This window comes from Vibrio sp. 1167, assembly GCF_033340375.1.
Taxonomy (GTDB): Bacteria; Pseudomonadota; Gammaproteobacteria; order Enterobacterales; family Vibrionaceae; genus Vibrio; species Vibrio alginolyticus.
The window spans coordinates 74,750-90,192 of record NZ_JAWOWK010000005.1 but is presented as its reverse complement, the minus strand read 5'-3'; the positions used below and the strand labels follow the sequence as shown (position 1 = coordinate 90,192).

The following is a 15,443-nucleotide window of genomic DNA, read 5'->3' as shown; positions in this document are numbered from 1 at the left end:
TATTTAACATTTTTTGAGTGTTTTATTTTCATCAACTTCACAAGCTATAGCTTATTGTAAAAAAGGTCAAGTTATTAGTGGATCATCACGTGAATATACGATTTACCATTTAATAAGCTAAAATAGTTTAATAATTTCAAATAGATAGAAAATTAATTGTTACAAAAAAGTAACATTTGATTCTGTGGGAGATAAAAAAGACCAGCATAAAATGCTGGTCAAAATAGAAAGATTGGAAGGAATTGTTTTCTTTCTTCACCGATAGCCATCGATATTGCTGATGGCTATTAGGCAATTGAAAGAGAGAAGCGTGACTGCTTCGTTAAGCAGAAAGCATCAGTGAATCTGCTTTTGCTTCTAGGTTTGTGCCACCCATTAGATAATCATCGATAGCACGGGCACATTCGCGGCCTTCATTGATACAACGAACCACCAAAGATTGGCCTGTTCGCATATCACCAGCAGCAAATACGCCTTCTTGGTTAGTAGCAAAATCTTGAGTTGCTACGTTACCACGATCATCTAGCGCGATATCCAGTTGAGCAAGTACGCCTGTTGGTTCAGGGTGTAGGAATCCCATCGCTAGAAATGCCATATCACATGGAATCACACGCTCGCTGCCTTCTACTTCTTTGAAGCTTGGACGCTCGCCTGGTTTCGCATCTTGCCAAACGATATCAGCTAAACGAAGACCGGTAACTTCACCTTTGTCATTGCCGATGAACTCTTTGGTTAGGATATTCCAGTGACGATCAACGCCTTCTTCATGAGACGTCGAAGTACGTAGGATCATCGGGTACTGTGGCCATGGCATATTGGCAGGACGTTTCTCTGGTGGAATCGGCATGATTTCAACCTGAGTGATGCTTGCTGCACCGTGGCGGTTTGATGTACCTACACAGTCAGAACCCGTATCACCACCACCGATAACGACAACGTGTTTACCCGCGGCGTGAAGTTCTTCACCCTTAAGATCCATGTCGTTGGCACGGCGGTTATTTTGACCTAGGAATTCCATCGCGAAGTGAACGCCTTTTAGTTCACGACCCGGAACGGGCAAATCACGTGGAACCGTTGAGCCACCGGTTAGTAGAACCACATCGAACTCTTGACGCAATTGTTGAGCATTTACATCAACACCGACGTGTTGGTTTACTTTAAACTCAATGCCAGCTTCTGCCATTAGATTGATCTTGCGATCAATGACTTCCATGCTCAGTTTAAAGTCTGGGATACCAAAACGTAGCAGACCGCCCACTTTCTCGTCTCGCTCGAATACCGTCACAGTATGACCAGCGCTGTTTAGCTGCTCTGCTGCCGCAAGGCCAGCAGGACCTGAACCAATGATCGCAACGGTTTTGCCAGTGCGAGAGCGTGGTGTTTTTGGTTTGGCGTACCCTTCACGATACGCCGTTTCTACGATGGTTTTCTCGATATTACAGATAGTGATTGGGTCTTGGTTGATGCCAAGTACACAAGCACTTTCACACGGAGCAGGGCAAACACGACCAGTGAACTCTGGGAAGTTATTGGTTGAGCTTAGAATGTTCCAAGCTTCTTCCCAGCTATCACGATAAACCGCATCGTTAAACTCTGGGATGATGTTACCGATAGGGCAGCCGTTATGACAAAACGGCACACCACAATCCATACAACGAGAAGCCTGAGTATTGATCTTGTCACCAAACTCCTCGTTCAGAACGAACTCTTTGTTGTTCTTGATGCGTTCAGCTGGGTCGATCTTCTGTGGTAGTTCACGACCATGCTCTAAAAATCCAGTAGGCTTACCCATTATACGGCCTCCACTTGAGTTTCGTTTCCTTGAGACTGTGCTTCAGCTTTACGCTTTTGAAGAACCGCTTTGTAGTCACGCGGCATTACCTTAACCATAGAGGCTAGGCTTGCTTCAAAGTTGTCTAGGAAAGACTGAGCGACTTCACTTCCTGTGAATTGAACATGCTTAGTTAGCATGTCGAGTAATAGATCTCTGTCTTCTTGCTCGATTGGATCTAGGTCTACTAACTCTGGGTTCAGTTTTGACTCAAAGTCACCTGATTTATCCCATACGTAAGCCACGCCACCACTCATACCTGCGGCAAAGTTACGACCTGTTGACCCAAGGATGATGGCTGCACCGCCAGTCATGTATTCACAACCGTGGTCACCGACGCCTTCTACTACTACTTTCGCGCCTGAGTTACGAACACAGAAACGTTCACCAGCCATACCACGAATGAAAGACTCACCCGAAGTTGCACCGTAGAAGCACACGTTACCAACCACGATGTTGTCTTCCGCGACAATGCTTGATTTCGCATCTGGATAAAGTACTAAAGTACCGCCGGATAAGCCTTTACCCCAGTAGTCGTTCGCGTCGCCTTCCACTTCGAACTTCACGCCCTTAGCTAGGAATGCGCCGAATGACTGACCTGCAGAACCTTTGAACTTCACGTTCATTGGCTGAGGTAGACCTGCATCTTTGTACACTTTCGAGATTTCGTTCGACAACATGGTACCTGCAGAGCGGTCCGTGTTGACGATAGGGAACTCGGCATTCACCGCTTCGCCTTTCTCTAGTGCAGGAATCGCTGCTTGAATCAGCTTACGGTCTAGCACTTCTTCTAGGTTGTGGTTCTGTTGAGCTTGGTTGAATACACCATCAGCTTCACGTGGTTGCTCAACGTGGAGAACAGGAGACAGATCTAGGTTCTTGTATTTCCAGTGAGAAATGTCTTGGCGGATCTTCAGTTTCTGACCTTGACCGACCATTTCATCGATAGTGCGGAAGCCAAGCTCAGCCATGATTTCACGTAGACCTTGTGCCATGTATTGGAAGAAGGTAACGACGTCTTCTACGCGGCCATCAAAGCGCTCGCGAAGCGTCTTGTTCTGAGTCGCGATACCAACAGGACAAGTGTTCTTATGACACTTACGCATCATGATACAACCTTCAACCACTAATGCTGCGGTTGCTACGCCCCATTCTTCTGCACCAAGTAGTGTTGCCACTGCAAGGTCGCGAGGTGTCTTCATCTGACCATCAGCTTGAACCACGATACGGTTACGTAGACCGTTCTTCAGTAGCGTTTGGTGCGTTTCTGCCAAGCCAAGTTCCCAAGGAAGACCGGTATGGCGGATTGAAGACATTGGTGATGCACCTGTACCGCCGTCGAAACCTGCGATTAGTACAACGTCCGCTTTCGCTTTCGCTACACCAGAAGCGATCGTACCTACGCCTGCTTCTGATACCAGCTTCACGTTTACACGGCCTGCGCGGTTCGCGTTCTTCAAGTCGTAGATAAGCTGAGCCAAATCTTCGATTGAGTAGATATCGTGGTGTGGTGGTGGCGAGATAAGGCCAACGCCCGGAGTCGAGTGACGCGTTGCACCGATCCAGTCATCTACTTTATCGCCTGGTAGCTGACCACCTTCACCTGGCTTCGCACCTTGAGCCATTTTGATTTGCAGCTCTTCAGCGTTAGTTAGGTAGTAAGAGGTTACGCCGAAACGACCTGAAGCCACCTGCTTGATTGCAGAGCGTTCCCAATCGCCGTTCTCTTTGCGCTCGAAACGCATTGGGTCTTCACCACCTTCACCAGAGTTCGATTTCGCGCCAAGACGGTTCATCGCAACAGCTAGTGTGGAGTGTGCTTCGTAAGAAATAGAACCGAATGACATAGCGCCCGTCGCGAAGCGTTTCACGATGCTTTCAATTGGTTCGACTTCGTCGATAGAGATAGAACCTGCTGGGTTCTTAATGAATTCTAGCTGGCTACGCAGAGTTACTGCGTTGTCACCTTGTTTATCTACGGCTGTCGCGTACTGCTTGAACTGATCGTAGTTCTTGTTGCGCGTAGACTCTTGCAGTAGAGAAATGGTTTCTGGGTTGAATAGGTGCTTCTCACCACGCTGTTTCCATTGGTAAACACCACCAACATCCAGCATTTGAATTGGGATTTCGCGTTGTGGGTAACCGATGCGGTGACGGATCAGCACTTCTTTGGCGATATCATCAAGGGTTAGACCTTGGATACGAGAAACTGTACCTGTGAAGTATTTGTCTACCACGGATTTATGGATGCCCAAGGCTTCGAAGATTTGCGCACCATGGTACGACTGTAGCGTTGAGATACCCATCTTCGAGAAGATCTTCAGAAGACCGCCATTGATCGCTTTACGGTAGTTGTTGAACAGATCACGAGGGTTCGCTTCTGGATCCAACTTCTTCGTACGTTGAATTTCAATGATGGTTTCAATCACTAGGTAAGGGTTAACCGCATTCGCACCGTAACCAAGTAGCGTTGCAAAGTGGTGCGTTTCACGCGCGTCACCAGTTTCAACCACGATGTCACACTTCGCACGTAGACCTTTACGGATCAAGTGGTGGTGCACTGCGCCAACTGCCAGCATTGCTGGGATCGCCGCGTGGTTTGAATTCACTGCGCGGTCAGTGAGTAGGATGATTGAATAACCATCGATAACCGCGTCTTCTGCGTATTGGCAGATACGTTTTAATGCACGCTCAAGTTTGCCTTGATCTTCACTAGCTTGGAATACGATATCCAACGTTTTCGCTTGTAGGTGCTCGTTATCGATCGCACGCAGTTTTTCAAGCTCAGAGTTGGCTAGAACAGGCGATTCCAATTCTACTTTCTGACAGTGAAGTGGTGTTTCAGTCAGAAGGTTTTGGTCTTTACCCAAGTAAGTGTTCAGCGACATAACCATACGCTCACGGATCGGGTCGATCGGTGGGTTAGTTACCTGTGCGAACAGCTGCTTGAAGTAGTTTGAAAGATGTTGAGACTGATGAGATAGAACCGCAAGAGGCCAGTCGGCACCCATTGCTGATAATGGCTCTTTCGCATCATTCGCCATTGGAACGATGATTTCGTTCACTTCTTCAGTGCTTACGCCAAACGCTTGTTGGCGGTGTAGAAGGTGTTCTGGCTTAGGTTGGCTGAACTGGTTGCTCGCATCTGGCAGCTTCTTCAAGCTCAGTAGGTTTTCTTCTACCCATTTCTCGTAAGGCTGTGCCGTTGCGATGGTGTCTTTCACTTCTTCATCGGAGATGATGCGACCTTGCTCTAGGTCTGCAACGAAGATACGACCCGGTTGTAGACGACCACGGAACTCTACGTTCTCTGGTTCAATATCCACAACACCAGATTCAGATGCCATCACTAGGAAGTTATCTTTGGTAACTGTGTAGCGAGAAGGGCGCAAACCGTTACGGTCTAGTGTCGCACCAACTTGAACACCATCAGTAAAACATACTGAAGCAGGACCATCCCATGGTTCCATGATGTTCGCGTGGTACTGATAGAACGCGCGACGTTTAGGATCCATGTTTTTGTTTTCTTGCCATGCTTCCGGGATCATCATCATCAATGCGTGTGGCAGGCTGCGACCAGAAAGAACTAGGAGCTCAAGTGCCATATCGAAGTTAGATGAATCCGAGCTGCCTTCCTGACAGATTGGAAGAAGCATGTCGATTTCAGCCTGAGTGAACAGGTCTGATTCTAGGATTGCTTCACGGGCTTTCATCCAGTTCAAGTTACCGCGAACTGTATTGATTTCGCCGTTGTGGGCAATGTAACGGAAAGGCTGTGCAAGACGCCATTTCGGGAAGGTGTTGGTAGAGAAACGAGAGTGTACCAGTGCCAGTGCAGTCACCATGGTCGGGTTTTGCAGATCGAGGAAGTACTGAGGTACTTGCTCAGTCGTTAACTGACCTTTGTACACTAATGTCTTGTAAGACATGGAGTTAATGTAGAAGTCGTCACCAATGTTCGAAACGCTTTCTAGGCAAACGCGTACGGTGTAATTACGAAGTACGTACAGTTTGCGTTCTAGCTCTTCAGGCGTGATGCCAGGGCCGCCGGAGATAAACACATGCTCAAATTGAGGCTCTGTGCTTAGAGGGTCGGCACCAATCATGGAGTTGTCGGTTGGTAATACGCGGTAGCCGATAACTTCAAGGTCTAGACGCTGTGCGTTGCGTTCTAGAATGTCACGGCATTGTTCGCGTTTGTATTCGTCTTTCGGGAAAAGAACGACACCAACACCATACTTTTCAAACGAAGGCAGTTTAATGCCTAGCTTAACGGCTTCTTCTAATAGGAATTCATGAGGTTTTTGTAACAAGATACCCGCACCGTCACCGCTGCATGGGTCACAACCTTGACCACCACGGTGTTCCATGCGAGCCAGCATATCCAATGCTTGAGTCACTACTTCATGAGATTTACGGTTTTTAAGGTGAGCAACAAAACCGATACCACAAGCGTCATGCTCCAGTTCCGGAGTGTACAGACCCTGTGGATTTTGCTCTCTATCTACCATAGATACATCCTTCCAGTTCAATGTCGACGCAAAAGTACCGGGCAGCAAATACTACCTAGACTATTGATTACGTCTTGTCCTTTATATTTATTATCGCCACCGATCTAGGTTGACCGGTCTTGATTCCTTTCCGTATCTCGCAGGAAAAGTTTTGCGAGAAAAACAATCCTTGGTGGTATCCCTTTATTTATTATCACTATCTAGTGATTTATATAGGTAGGAGTGGGATAACACCGACAAATCCCGCAGTGTGCTTTGTAATAAAAGTCACAAAAATAACGGGGTTGTGTAAGTATCCTACAATTTTGTCACTTCAGAATGCAATGAAAAAGTCGGCGTTGTGACCCAATTTTTCGTTTAATTATGCATTTTTAGTTTAACATTTACGCAACATGAACGTTTTTTGTCTTTAATTATGCAAGTTTATTGATTTTGACCTGCATGATGGGTGTTTGAATTGATTAATATTGTGTGTTTTTTCTTGCAGGGATGTAATTTATTTACACAGATCGTAGTGAGATTGATTACGATTTATTGTTGGTGAGAATTTATGCAGTTACATGAGTTGGTCAATACAATCGGCCAAGATCTTCAGCGTCGATACGGTGAAAAGGTTCATAAGTTAACATTGCACGGTGGATTTAGTTGCCCTAACCGCGATGGCACGATTGGGCGGGGAGGATGTACATTTTGCAATGTGGCTTCGTTTGCAGATGAAGAAGTCCAGATAAAAAGCATTCACGAACAGTTAAAAGATCGCGCAGGTGAAATTCACAGAGCGAAGAAGTATCTCGCTTATTTTCAGGCCTACACCAGTACCTATGCAGAAGTACAAGTTCTCAAAAACATGTATGAGGAAGCACTAAAGGCTGCAGACATGGTTGGTCTTTGTGTGGGGACGCGTCCTGATTGCGTCCCTGATGCGGTATTGGATTTACTGTCGGGCTATGTACAGCAAGGTTATGAAATTTGGCTAGAACTAGGTCTTCAAACCGCCAACAACGACACCCTCAAACGTATCAATCGTGGTCATGACTTTGAGTGTTATGCCGAAATCACTAAGCGTGCTCGAACACTCGGAATCAAGGTTTGTACTCACTTAATTGTGGGTTTACCCAAAGAAACCCGCGCCGAAAATATTGAAACGCTGCAAAAAGTGTTGGCCGTGGGAACGGATGGCATCAAGTTACATGGCTTGCATATTGTCGAAGGTAGCACCATGGCGAAAGCTTGGCGTGCTGGAAAGCTAGAAGCCCCTGAATTAGAAGAATATGTTGCGATCGCCAGTGAAATGATTCGTATGACACCACCAGATGTGATTTATCATCGCGTTTCATCAGCAGCCAGGAGGCCCACGTTATTATCGCCTCTGTGGTGTGAAAACCGTTGGCTAGCGATGACGGAAATTGGTCGAGATCTCAGTGCTCATGGTGCTCAAGGGAGTCTTACGGGGAATACCTTTATCTATACTAAACCGGAATTAATAGCAGATCGCTCAATAAATAACTGATATATTTTAACCAGTGTTCTTTGAAGGTTTAAACGATGGATCAGTTACTCAATTGGCTTTGGGGTGGTCAAGGCGGTTATGGCTATGTCGTCTTGTTGTTAATCGCAGGCGTGTGCGCGTTAGCACTGATCTATTTGCACTTTCAGACGTCACTTAAGCAACTAGTAACGGATTCTCCCTATCCAGTCATAGTGGTGGACACTAGCCATGCTCAGCTCTTGCTATCTAACCAGGCTGCGATGCAGTTATTAGGCATTCGCTCTTTGGGAACGGGGTATTTGTATCCTGCTTTATTCGATATTCATGAGCTTGAGCAGTTTCTCGATCGCTTCTCTAGTCGTCATTTTCGTCAGCAGGCTTTTGACTGGCGACTATCTGATAGTGAATCTATTAAAGTGGAGCTGTCAGGCAGAAAGAGTTTATTGCGCAATCATCGAGTTTGGATTCTTTATGCTCAGCCATATCAAGCCACTCACCAAGAGCAGCAACAAGAACTTGCACAATTAATCATCGCACGTTCGGCATTAGACTCACTTTCAGAGCTGATTTGTACCCAAGACCGCCAAGGCAATCTGTTAACGACCAATCGAGCATTTGATCAATTCTGGCAAGGGCGAAGGGAAGAAGCTTGCGCATCCAAGACCTTGGGTGAGATGACCAGAAAAAGCGAACGTAAATGGACAACGGATCCACAAGGTCGAAGTTGCTTACTGGAAGTCAATCAAAACTCTCTTGTTTCGCCGAGTGGTGAGCTTATCGGTACGCTGTCTATTAGTCATGACGTGACTGAATGGCACAAGATGCAACAGAATCTGCGAGATGAAATGGAGCGTCGCAAAGATACAGAGGTGGCGCTAGCGCAAAGAGATACTATCTTACAAACGATTCTGGATGCCAGTCCGGACTCTATTGGTATTTTCAATGAGAACATGGTCTATCAAGCGTGTAATCAGCCTTTTGTTAAGGCGTTAGGAATTTCAAAAATTTCTGATTTGATAGGTAAGCGCCTCCAAGACGTGATTCCTAAAGAGATGTACGCGCGCTTAGCAGACAGTGACTTAGAAGCATTACGCCAGTTAGAGCCAGTTCGATACATAGATAAAGTCGTGAGTAGTGATGGTAAAAGTACGTGGTTTGATGTGGTGAAATCGCCTTTTAAAGATAAAGCATCAGGAACGAATGGTGTGCTGATCATGGCGCGTGATATTTCTGAGCGTTATCTTGCAGAACAAAAGTTGGAAAAAGCCAACCTAGAGTTAGAAAAATTGAGCTTTATGGATAGCTTAACTCAAGTATCGAACCGACGCCGTTTCGATGAACAACTGCAGGTATTGTGGTACCACCATGCTAGAGAAAAGCTGCCGCTCACCATCATGTTATGTGACATCGACTTTTTCAAAGATTACAACGACTGTTACGGTCACCAACAAGGTGATGAAGCGTTAGTCAGTGTTGCTACCGTGTTTACACAAGTCATCAATCGTTCTTCGGATTGTGTTGCGCGTTATGGTGGCGAGGAGTTTGGTTTTATCTTGCCGAATACCACCACGGAAGGTGCGCGCAACGTAGCACAGCGTATTCATGAGAAAATTCTACAGCTTGATATGGAACACGACAGTTCAGAAGCATCTGAACGCCTTACCGTCAGTATCGGTCTAGTCTCTTACATTCCTCAGCATGGTGATGAACCCGAAATGGGCATCGCTATGGCTGACAGTGCGTTATATCAAGCTAAAGCTGATGGACGTAATCGCACTTGTATTCACCCCAGTTCTTGCTAACGCTTTGTGACCGCTTGCTCTAAGTTGATAGCTGATTGTTTAAATCACCGTATTAAACACGTTAAACTTACACAAGCCTGTGCGCTCGTTGGTTTATCTTTTTATCTCGTATCACAAGAGCAGATCGCACCGTGTGTTTTTCACTAATCAAACAGACCTAAATTGCGTTAGGTCGAGTGCATTTACCTGTTTTTCATCATCGAATGGCGCTATCTAGCCACCACCATGGAGTAGTTAATGAAACCCATGAAAAATCTCGCCCAGTATTATGTCGACTTGCTAGTCAAACTGGGGATTGTTCGCTTCTCTATTTTGCTAGCCCTTGCGCTGGTGGCATTAGCTGTTGTGGTGCAGGTAGGGATTACTTTAGCTCTCAAAGGGCGAGTAGATGATATCGACATTGTCCGTTCGGTGTTTTTTGGTCTATTGATCACCCCTTGGGCGGTTTACTTCCTCTCTGTGGTTGTCGATCAACTAGAAGAGTCTCGCCAGCGTTTAACTAAGCTGGTGTCCAAACTGAAGGACATGCGTTCGCGAGATCAAGAGCTGAATTACCAACTTCAACAAAACATTGAAAAGCTTAACCAAGAAATTGAAGAGCGTATTAAAGCGGAAGAAGCACGTGAAGAGGCGATGCAAGACCTCGAAAATGAGGTGTTCCAACGCGAACGTACTCAATTAGAGTTGGCAGAACGTACCGCATTACTGCGTTCATTTATTGATGCCTCACCAGACTTAATTTACTACCGCAATGCGGATGGTGTTTTCTCTGGCTGTAACCGCGCGATGGAAGAGCTAACGGGCAAGAAAGAGCACCAGTTAGTCGGATTAAGCCCTTGGGATGTGTATAGCAAAGAAATCGCCGAGCATATCGTTGATACTGACCAAAAGGTTTTTGCCGATAATCAAGCAATTACTTACGAGCAATGGCTCGAATACCCAGATGGTCGCAAGCATTACTTTGAGCTGCGTAAAGTGCCATTTTACAGCAAAGATGGCCGCCACCTTGGTCTCGTTGGGTTCGGTCGTGATATCACTGAACGTAAGCGCCATGAAGAGTCGTTAGAGAAAGCAAGCCGCGACAAAACTACCTTCATCTCAACCATCAGTCATGAGCTGCGAACGCCGCTGAATGGCATTGTAGGCTTAAGTCGTATGCTTCTAGATAGTCCGTTGACAGAAGAGCAGCGTAAACACATGCAGACCATCAATGTGAGTGCGATTACTCTAGGTAACATCTTCAACGATATTATCGATATGGATAAATTTGATCGCCGTAAGTTAGAACTATTACCTGCGCCACTTAACTTCGAAGACTTCGTCGCAGAGATTGAGAGTATCTCAGCTCTGATGGCGGAACAAAAAGGGTTACGCTTTGACTTAGAACGTTTAAGCGACTTGCCAAAAGCAATTGAAGTGGATGCAACCCGTCTACGTCAGGTGATTTGGAACTTGGTCAGCAACGCAATGAAGTTCACCAAGGAAGGTGGCGTTGTGATGACAGTGAGCGCGGATGTCGAAGACGATTTTGCGACCATTATTATGGAAGTGGAAGACACAGGTATTGGTATTCCAGACGAAGAGCTAGATAAGATCTTTGCGATGTACTACCAAGTGAAATCAGGCAAGGACAACCTGCATGCGGTCGGTACAGGTATTGGTTTGGCGGTATCTAAACAACTGATCAATATGATGGATGGTGACATTACGGTTACCAGTGAGGAAGGCTTTGGTAGCACTTTTACTGTATCGATCCACGTTCCGATTGTTGAACTAGCTGAGCCAGTCATTGATGCGAAACGCGACAATGTGCGCCTCAACATATTTATGGTCGAAGACATCGAGCTTAACGTAACTGTGGCTAAATCGTTACTTGAGAGCCTAGGGCACTCTGTCACCGTGGCAATGACGGGCCAAGAAGCGTTAGTGAACTTTGTGCCAGAAAAATACGACTTAGCGTTGTTGGATATCCAACTGCCTGATATGACGGGCTTTGATGTCGCCAATTATTACCGCGAGCATTATAACAATCTTCCTCCATTGGTCGCCTTAACTGCTAATGTAATGAAAGATCGTCGTGAATACTTAGATAACGGCATGGATGATGCGATCAGTAAGCCGCTGGCAGTGAATGCCATTCAGTCAGTGATTGATAAATTCTTCGCTCACCAGTTAGAACAACCTAAGGAAGTAGTGAGCGGTCCCGAAACAGTGGAAGAGCCAGTGCCTTCTCCTGTGATTGAGACACATTTGCTCGATATGGATATGTTAGAGTCTTACGTCGACATTGTTGGTGCAACACCTGTCTACGACAGCATAAAAATGTTTGAAGATATGATGCCAGACTATATCGATGTCTTAGATTCGAACATGACAGCGAAAGATCAAGATGGGATTGTTTCTGAAGCGCATAAAATCAAAGGTGCTGCAGGTTCAATTGGCCTGAAACGTATCCAAAGTGTGGCGCAAAAAGCGCAATCGCCTGATATGCCAGCATGGTGGGAAAACATTTCAGACTGGGTTGAAGAGATCAAAAATGAATACCAAAACGATATTCAAGTCCTCAAAAGTTGGTTGGAACAAAGGAAATAACATGAAAAGAATCGCACCATTGGCATTAGCCATGGCATTGATGGCAGGCTGTAGTTCCGTTCCAAATGTGAATTGGCAACAAAACAGTCAGATTACGATTAATGAGGTTAATGTTGAGCTCAAAAGTAATTTATGGGTTAACCTCATGCCGAATATTGGGGACGTGGAAGAGCAAAGTATTCAAGGTGCACTTTACCTCGAAGGAGATCAGTTACTTCCTGCAAATCTAACGGCAGAAGCTCTTATTATTAAACAGGGGCAAAAAGAGTGGTTGGTGGACAGTGCGTCTTTAGATACTCGAACGCACAGTGAAAGCCGATGGGAGGTGGCGTTCTCGTCTCACATTGATGTGAACACAGAAAAATCGGTTGATATCGCAGTGCTTCTAGACGATGCGGGTAAACAGCGTTGGTTAGTCGAAAAGTACGTGAAGATTAACAAGGTTTATTAACCGCAATGATGTTGCATTAGTCGTTAGACCTAAAACAAAAAGGGCTTGCTCAATGAGCAAGCCCTTCGGATATTAGCGGTTAAATCTAGTCTTCTAGATCGCCACAGAAGCGGTAACCTTCGCCGTGGATAGTGGCGATGATTTCTGGCGTACCTGAAACAGACTCAAAGTGCTTACGGATACGACGAATCGTTACGTCTACAGTACGGTCGTGTGGCTTAAGTTCACGACCAGTCATCTTCTTAAGAAGATCGGCACGAGTTTGAATCTTACCCGGGTTCTCACAGAAGTGCAGTAGTGCGCGGAACTCAGAGCGAGGTAGCTTGTAGCTATCACCAGCAGGGCTTACTAGAGAGCGGCTGTTGATGTCTAGTACCCAACCGTTGAATTCATACTTTTCTACCGAGCGCTTCTCTTCTTGCACCGCGTTAGAGCTCATTGAGCGACTAAGTAGGTTACGTGCACGAATAGTTAGCTCACGTGGATTGAATGGTTTAGTGATGTAGTCATCTGCACCAATCTCAAGACCTAGGATCTTGTCTACTTCATTGTCACGGCCTGTCAGGAACATTAAAGCAATGTTCGCTTGCTCGCGTAGTTCACGCGCTAGTAGAAGGCCATTCTTGCCTGGAAGATTAATGTCCATAATAACCAAGTTGACTGAGTTATCAGACAACACTTGGTGCATCTCTTCACCGTCACTGGCTTCAAAAACAGCGTATCCCTCTGCTTCAAAAATACTCTTAAGAGTGTTACGAGTTACTTGCTCATCTTCAACGATAAGAATCTGCGGGGTTTGCATTGGCGGTACCTAAATTTGTGACAAAATTGTGCTAATAGAATAAATTCTAGGCAAAAATATAACATACAGGTAATGTGATTTTGATAATAAATCAAGTTGATCAAAAAAACACTTCTTTCAGTTATCCGCCCTCCATGGAATTTTGCCAACTCACCAGTATCCAATGGCGACGTTTATTCTAAAGGGCTTGTTTACCTTTCATTTCCTGCTTTCAGTGGGGCCTGAAACGTAAACACCCTAAGATATTGAGCGGATTTTATATTGTTAACAGCATGCTAACAATGCTCAAATGTTAATTCCATTCAGTTTGTTGATTTATATCAATTGATGAAATGTAACTGTTATTAATCGTTTAAGACTTATGATAGAAAAAAGTAATACGAACATAGACGCATCGTTATGGAATGCTTATTCAGAATCTTTTTTCAGATTCGAAGCCGAGTGGCGTGTTTCAAACTATGCTGTGATAACCGCTTGGAACCCATACAGTAACTTGAGGTCCAAAGAAGAGAACAGCATAAACAATCACGCGTTAGAAAAACAGCTACAGCACGTTAATTACGCGCCTGTCACGGTAGGTGATAGCGCTTTTACATGGTATGAGGAAAGCTTTGCCGTCGAGTTGTCGCCAGAGGTAGCCGTTGAATTGGCGAATGACTTTCAACAAAACGCGATTTATTACGTCATTAATGACCAACTTTATCTTATTGCGTGCTCGCAGCCGAAAGTTTTTCATACGTTAGGCTCCATTAAACCTCGGCTCGTATAGAAGGTATAGAAAAGGATACTGCTCACTGAAGCATCGCTTGGGTGAGAAAATTCACGGAGGAAATATGAGAGACATTACACCCGATATTTGTGACCAATTTGAAGACCAAGTGAGCTTGCTTACTTTACCATTGCAGAACTTTGGTCAACGTAGCGCTTTTTACGGTGAAATCGTTACGGTGCGCTGCTATCACGATAACTCGAAAGTGCGTGAAGTACTGGGCGAAGATGGAACGGGTAAAGTATTGATTGTTGACGGGCATGGATCGTGTCAGAGAGCATTACTCGGCGATCAATTAGCGATACTCGGAATAGAAAATGGGTGGGAAGGCATCATTGTCTATGGTGCAATACGCGACGTAGCACAAATATCTCAAATGGACATTGGCGTTCAAGCTCTTGGAACTAACCCGTTTAAAACAGAGAAACGCGGGATAGGAGAGGTAAACGTAACCTTAACGATGCAAAACCAAATCGTTCAACCTAAGCACTACGTTTACGCGGACTGGAACGGTGTATTGATTTCTAAGCAAAAGCTGGACTTCTAAAAACGAAAGCCTAAACCAACCTCAAAGCCTTGTTGCCAATCTTGGTAATCAAGAGTCGCGTGAAGATCCAGTTTATCGGTAATTTTTACGCGACTTGATACTTCAGCCGCGAGGCTGCTGTCGTCTTGGCGAATACCTTCCGCTGTTTCGTTCTTGTAAGAGCGAACTGTACTTTTCAGCGTGACACGATCATTAAAGTGATAGCTGATCCCACTCAAAAAACCACTTTGATTTTGGGTAGGAGAGTTATTGACTCGCGCACCGACATAAACGTCTACCGAATCAAAAAGTTCGTAGGCGTAACCCGTATCGATATTCCAAACATCAAAACTGTCAGACTGATAACTGTCGCTGGAAATGAATAGTTTATGAGGAGAAGGGGATGTTTTACCTGGAAGCGGCGGAAGCTCGTTGGCTAGACAAACACCAGGCACAAAAAACAGCAACAGAAAAAGCCATCTTTTCATGTTCACCACTCCTTGTGTCAACTTTTTTATTAGTATGCGCCCAAAGCTTCTCACTATTAAAGCATAGAATATGAAAGCTAGCTCACCTATTTTCTAAATAATTCGATCCTATGAACATAAGTCACAGTTAAGTTGTTGTTATGTGTCACAACCCTCTCGAATTATTTGATCGTACGTTTTAT

At 45.2% G+C, this 15,443-nt stretch carries 10 protein-coding genes; 6 read left to right on the top strand and 4 right to left on the bottom strand.

All coding sequences use genetic code 11. The features are described 5' to 3' along the window. Positions 1-322 precede the first annotated feature (322 nt). Positions 323-1,792 (bottom strand): glutamate synthase subunit beta, encoded by a 1,470-nt coding sequence (locus R7Z78_RS12415; RefSeq protein ID WP_104975856.1) that lies wholly within the window; start codon positions 1,790-1,792, stop codon positions 323-325. Then, on the bottom strand, positions 1,792-6,342 hold the full coding sequence (gltB, locus tag R7Z78_RS12410) for a glutamate synthase large subunit (protein WP_104975857.1): 4,551 nt from the start codon (positions 6,340-6,342) through the stop codon (positions 1,792-1,794). The genes R7Z78_RS12415 and gltB overlap by 1 nt, the downstream gene beginning before the upstream one ends. Positions 6,343-6,892: 550 nt before the next feature. Between gltB and R7Z78_RS12405 the strand changes: the two genes are divergently transcribed. The 4 genes from R7Z78_RS12405 (at position 6,893) to R7Z78_RS12390 (ending at position 12,676) form a co-directional block, all read left to right on the top strand. Further along, positions 6,893-7,852 (top strand): TIGR01212 family radical SAM protein, encoded by a 960-nt coding sequence (locus R7Z78_RS12405; protein WP_017633631.1) that lies wholly within the window; start codon positions 6,893-6,895, stop codon positions 7,850-7,852. 35 nt (positions 7,853-7,887) lie between these two features. Beyond that, entirely contained in the window at positions 7,888-9,633 is a 1,746-nt protein-coding gene (locus R7Z78_RS12400; RefSeq protein WP_033906101.1) for a GGDEF domain-containing protein, read from the top strand. A 237-nt stretch (positions 9,634-9,870) separates the two neighbouring features. Further along, positions 9,871-12,225: an aerobic respiration two-component sensor histidine kinase ArcB gene (gene arcB / locus R7Z78_RS12395; protein WP_053306885.1), complete on the top strand. Its 2,355-nt coding sequence runs from the start codon at positions 9,871-9,873 to the stop codon at positions 12,223-12,225. 1 nt (position 12,226) lies between these two features. Beyond that, positions 12,227-12,676, top strand: coding sequence for a hypothetical protein (locus tag R7Z78_RS12390; protein WP_005381825.1), 450 nt, complete (start codon positions 12,227-12,229; stop codon positions 12,674-12,676). A gap of 85 nt (positions 12,677-12,761) precedes the next feature. Here R7Z78_RS12390 and arcA read toward each other — a convergent pair whose 3' ends face one another. After that, complete coding sequence (gene arcA / locus R7Z78_RS12385; RefSeq protein WP_005381824.1) at positions 12,762-13,478, bottom strand: two-component system response regulator ArcA; 717 nt, start codon at positions 13,476-13,478, stop codon at positions 12,762-12,764. A gap of 361 nt (positions 13,479-13,839) precedes the next feature. On the opposite strand from arcA, the gene R7Z78_RS12380 reads away from it, so the two are divergent. Both R7Z78_RS12380 and R7Z78_RS12375 read left to right on the top strand, forming a co-directional pair. After that, positions 13,840-14,247, top strand: a complete 408-nt coding sequence (locus R7Z78_RS12380) for a DUF3293 domain-containing protein (RefSeq protein ID WP_053306886.1) — start codon at positions 13,840-13,842, stop codon at positions 14,245-14,247. A 64-nt stretch (positions 14,248-14,311) separates the two neighbouring features. Then, the gene (locus R7Z78_RS12375; RefSeq protein WP_005381822.1) at positions 14,312-14,794 is read left to right on the top strand and encodes a putative 4-hydroxy-4-methyl-2-oxoglutarate aldolase; all 483 of its coding nucleotides are present in this window, start codon (positions 14,312-14,314) and stop codon (positions 14,792-14,794) included. Here R7Z78_RS12375 and R7Z78_RS12370 read toward each other — a convergent pair. Then, the gene (locus tag R7Z78_RS12370) at positions 14,791-15,261 is read right to left on the bottom strand and encodes a hypothetical protein (protein WP_047102035.1); all 471 of its coding nucleotides are present in this window, start codon (positions 15,259-15,261) and stop codon (positions 14,791-14,793) included. The two genes, R7Z78_RS12375 and R7Z78_RS12370, sit on opposite strands and share 4 nt — an antisense overlap. Between the last annotated feature and the right edge of the window lie 182 nt (positions 15,262-15,443).

Bases quoted from the DNA above. Each gene is read 5' to 3' on its own strand.
- R7Z78_RS12370 (WP_047102035.1), bottom strand. From the start codon at position 15,261: ATGAAAAGATGGCTTTTTCTGTTGCTGTTTTTTGTGCCTGGTGTTTGT.
- arcB (WP_053306885.1), top strand. From the start codon at position 9,871: ATGAAACCCATGAAAAATCTCGCCCAGTATTATGTCGACTTGCTAGTC.
- R7Z78_RS12380 (WP_053306886.1), top strand. From the start codon at position 13,840: ATGATAGAAAAAAGTAATACGAACATAGACGCATCGTTATGGAATGCT.
- R7Z78_RS12415 (WP_104975856.1), bottom strand. From the start codon at position 1,792: ATGGGTAAGCCTACTGGATTTTTAGAGCATGGTCGTGAACTACCACAG.
- R7Z78_RS12375 (WP_005381822.1), top strand. From the start codon at position 14,312: ATGAGAGACATTACACCCGATATTTGTGACCAATTTGAAGACCAAGTG.
- R7Z78_RS12390 (WP_005381825.1), top strand. From the start codon at position 12,227: ATGAAAAGAATCGCACCATTGGCATTAGCCATGGCATTGATGGCAGGC.
- R7Z78_RS12405 (WP_017633631.1), top strand. From the start codon at position 6,893: ATGCAGTTACATGAGTTGGTCAATACAATCGGCCAAGATCTTCAGCGT.
- arcA (WP_005381824.1), bottom strand. From the start codon at position 13,478: ATGCAAACCCCGCAGATTCTTATCGTTGAAGATGAGCAAGTAACTCGT.
- gltB (WP_104975857.1), bottom strand. From the start codon at position 6,342: ATGGTAGATAGAGAGCAAAATCCACAGGGTCTGTACACTCCGGAACTG.
- R7Z78_RS12400 (WP_033906101.1), top strand. From the start codon at position 7,888: ATGGATCAGTTACTCAATTGGCTTTGGGGTGGTCAAGGCGGTTATGGC.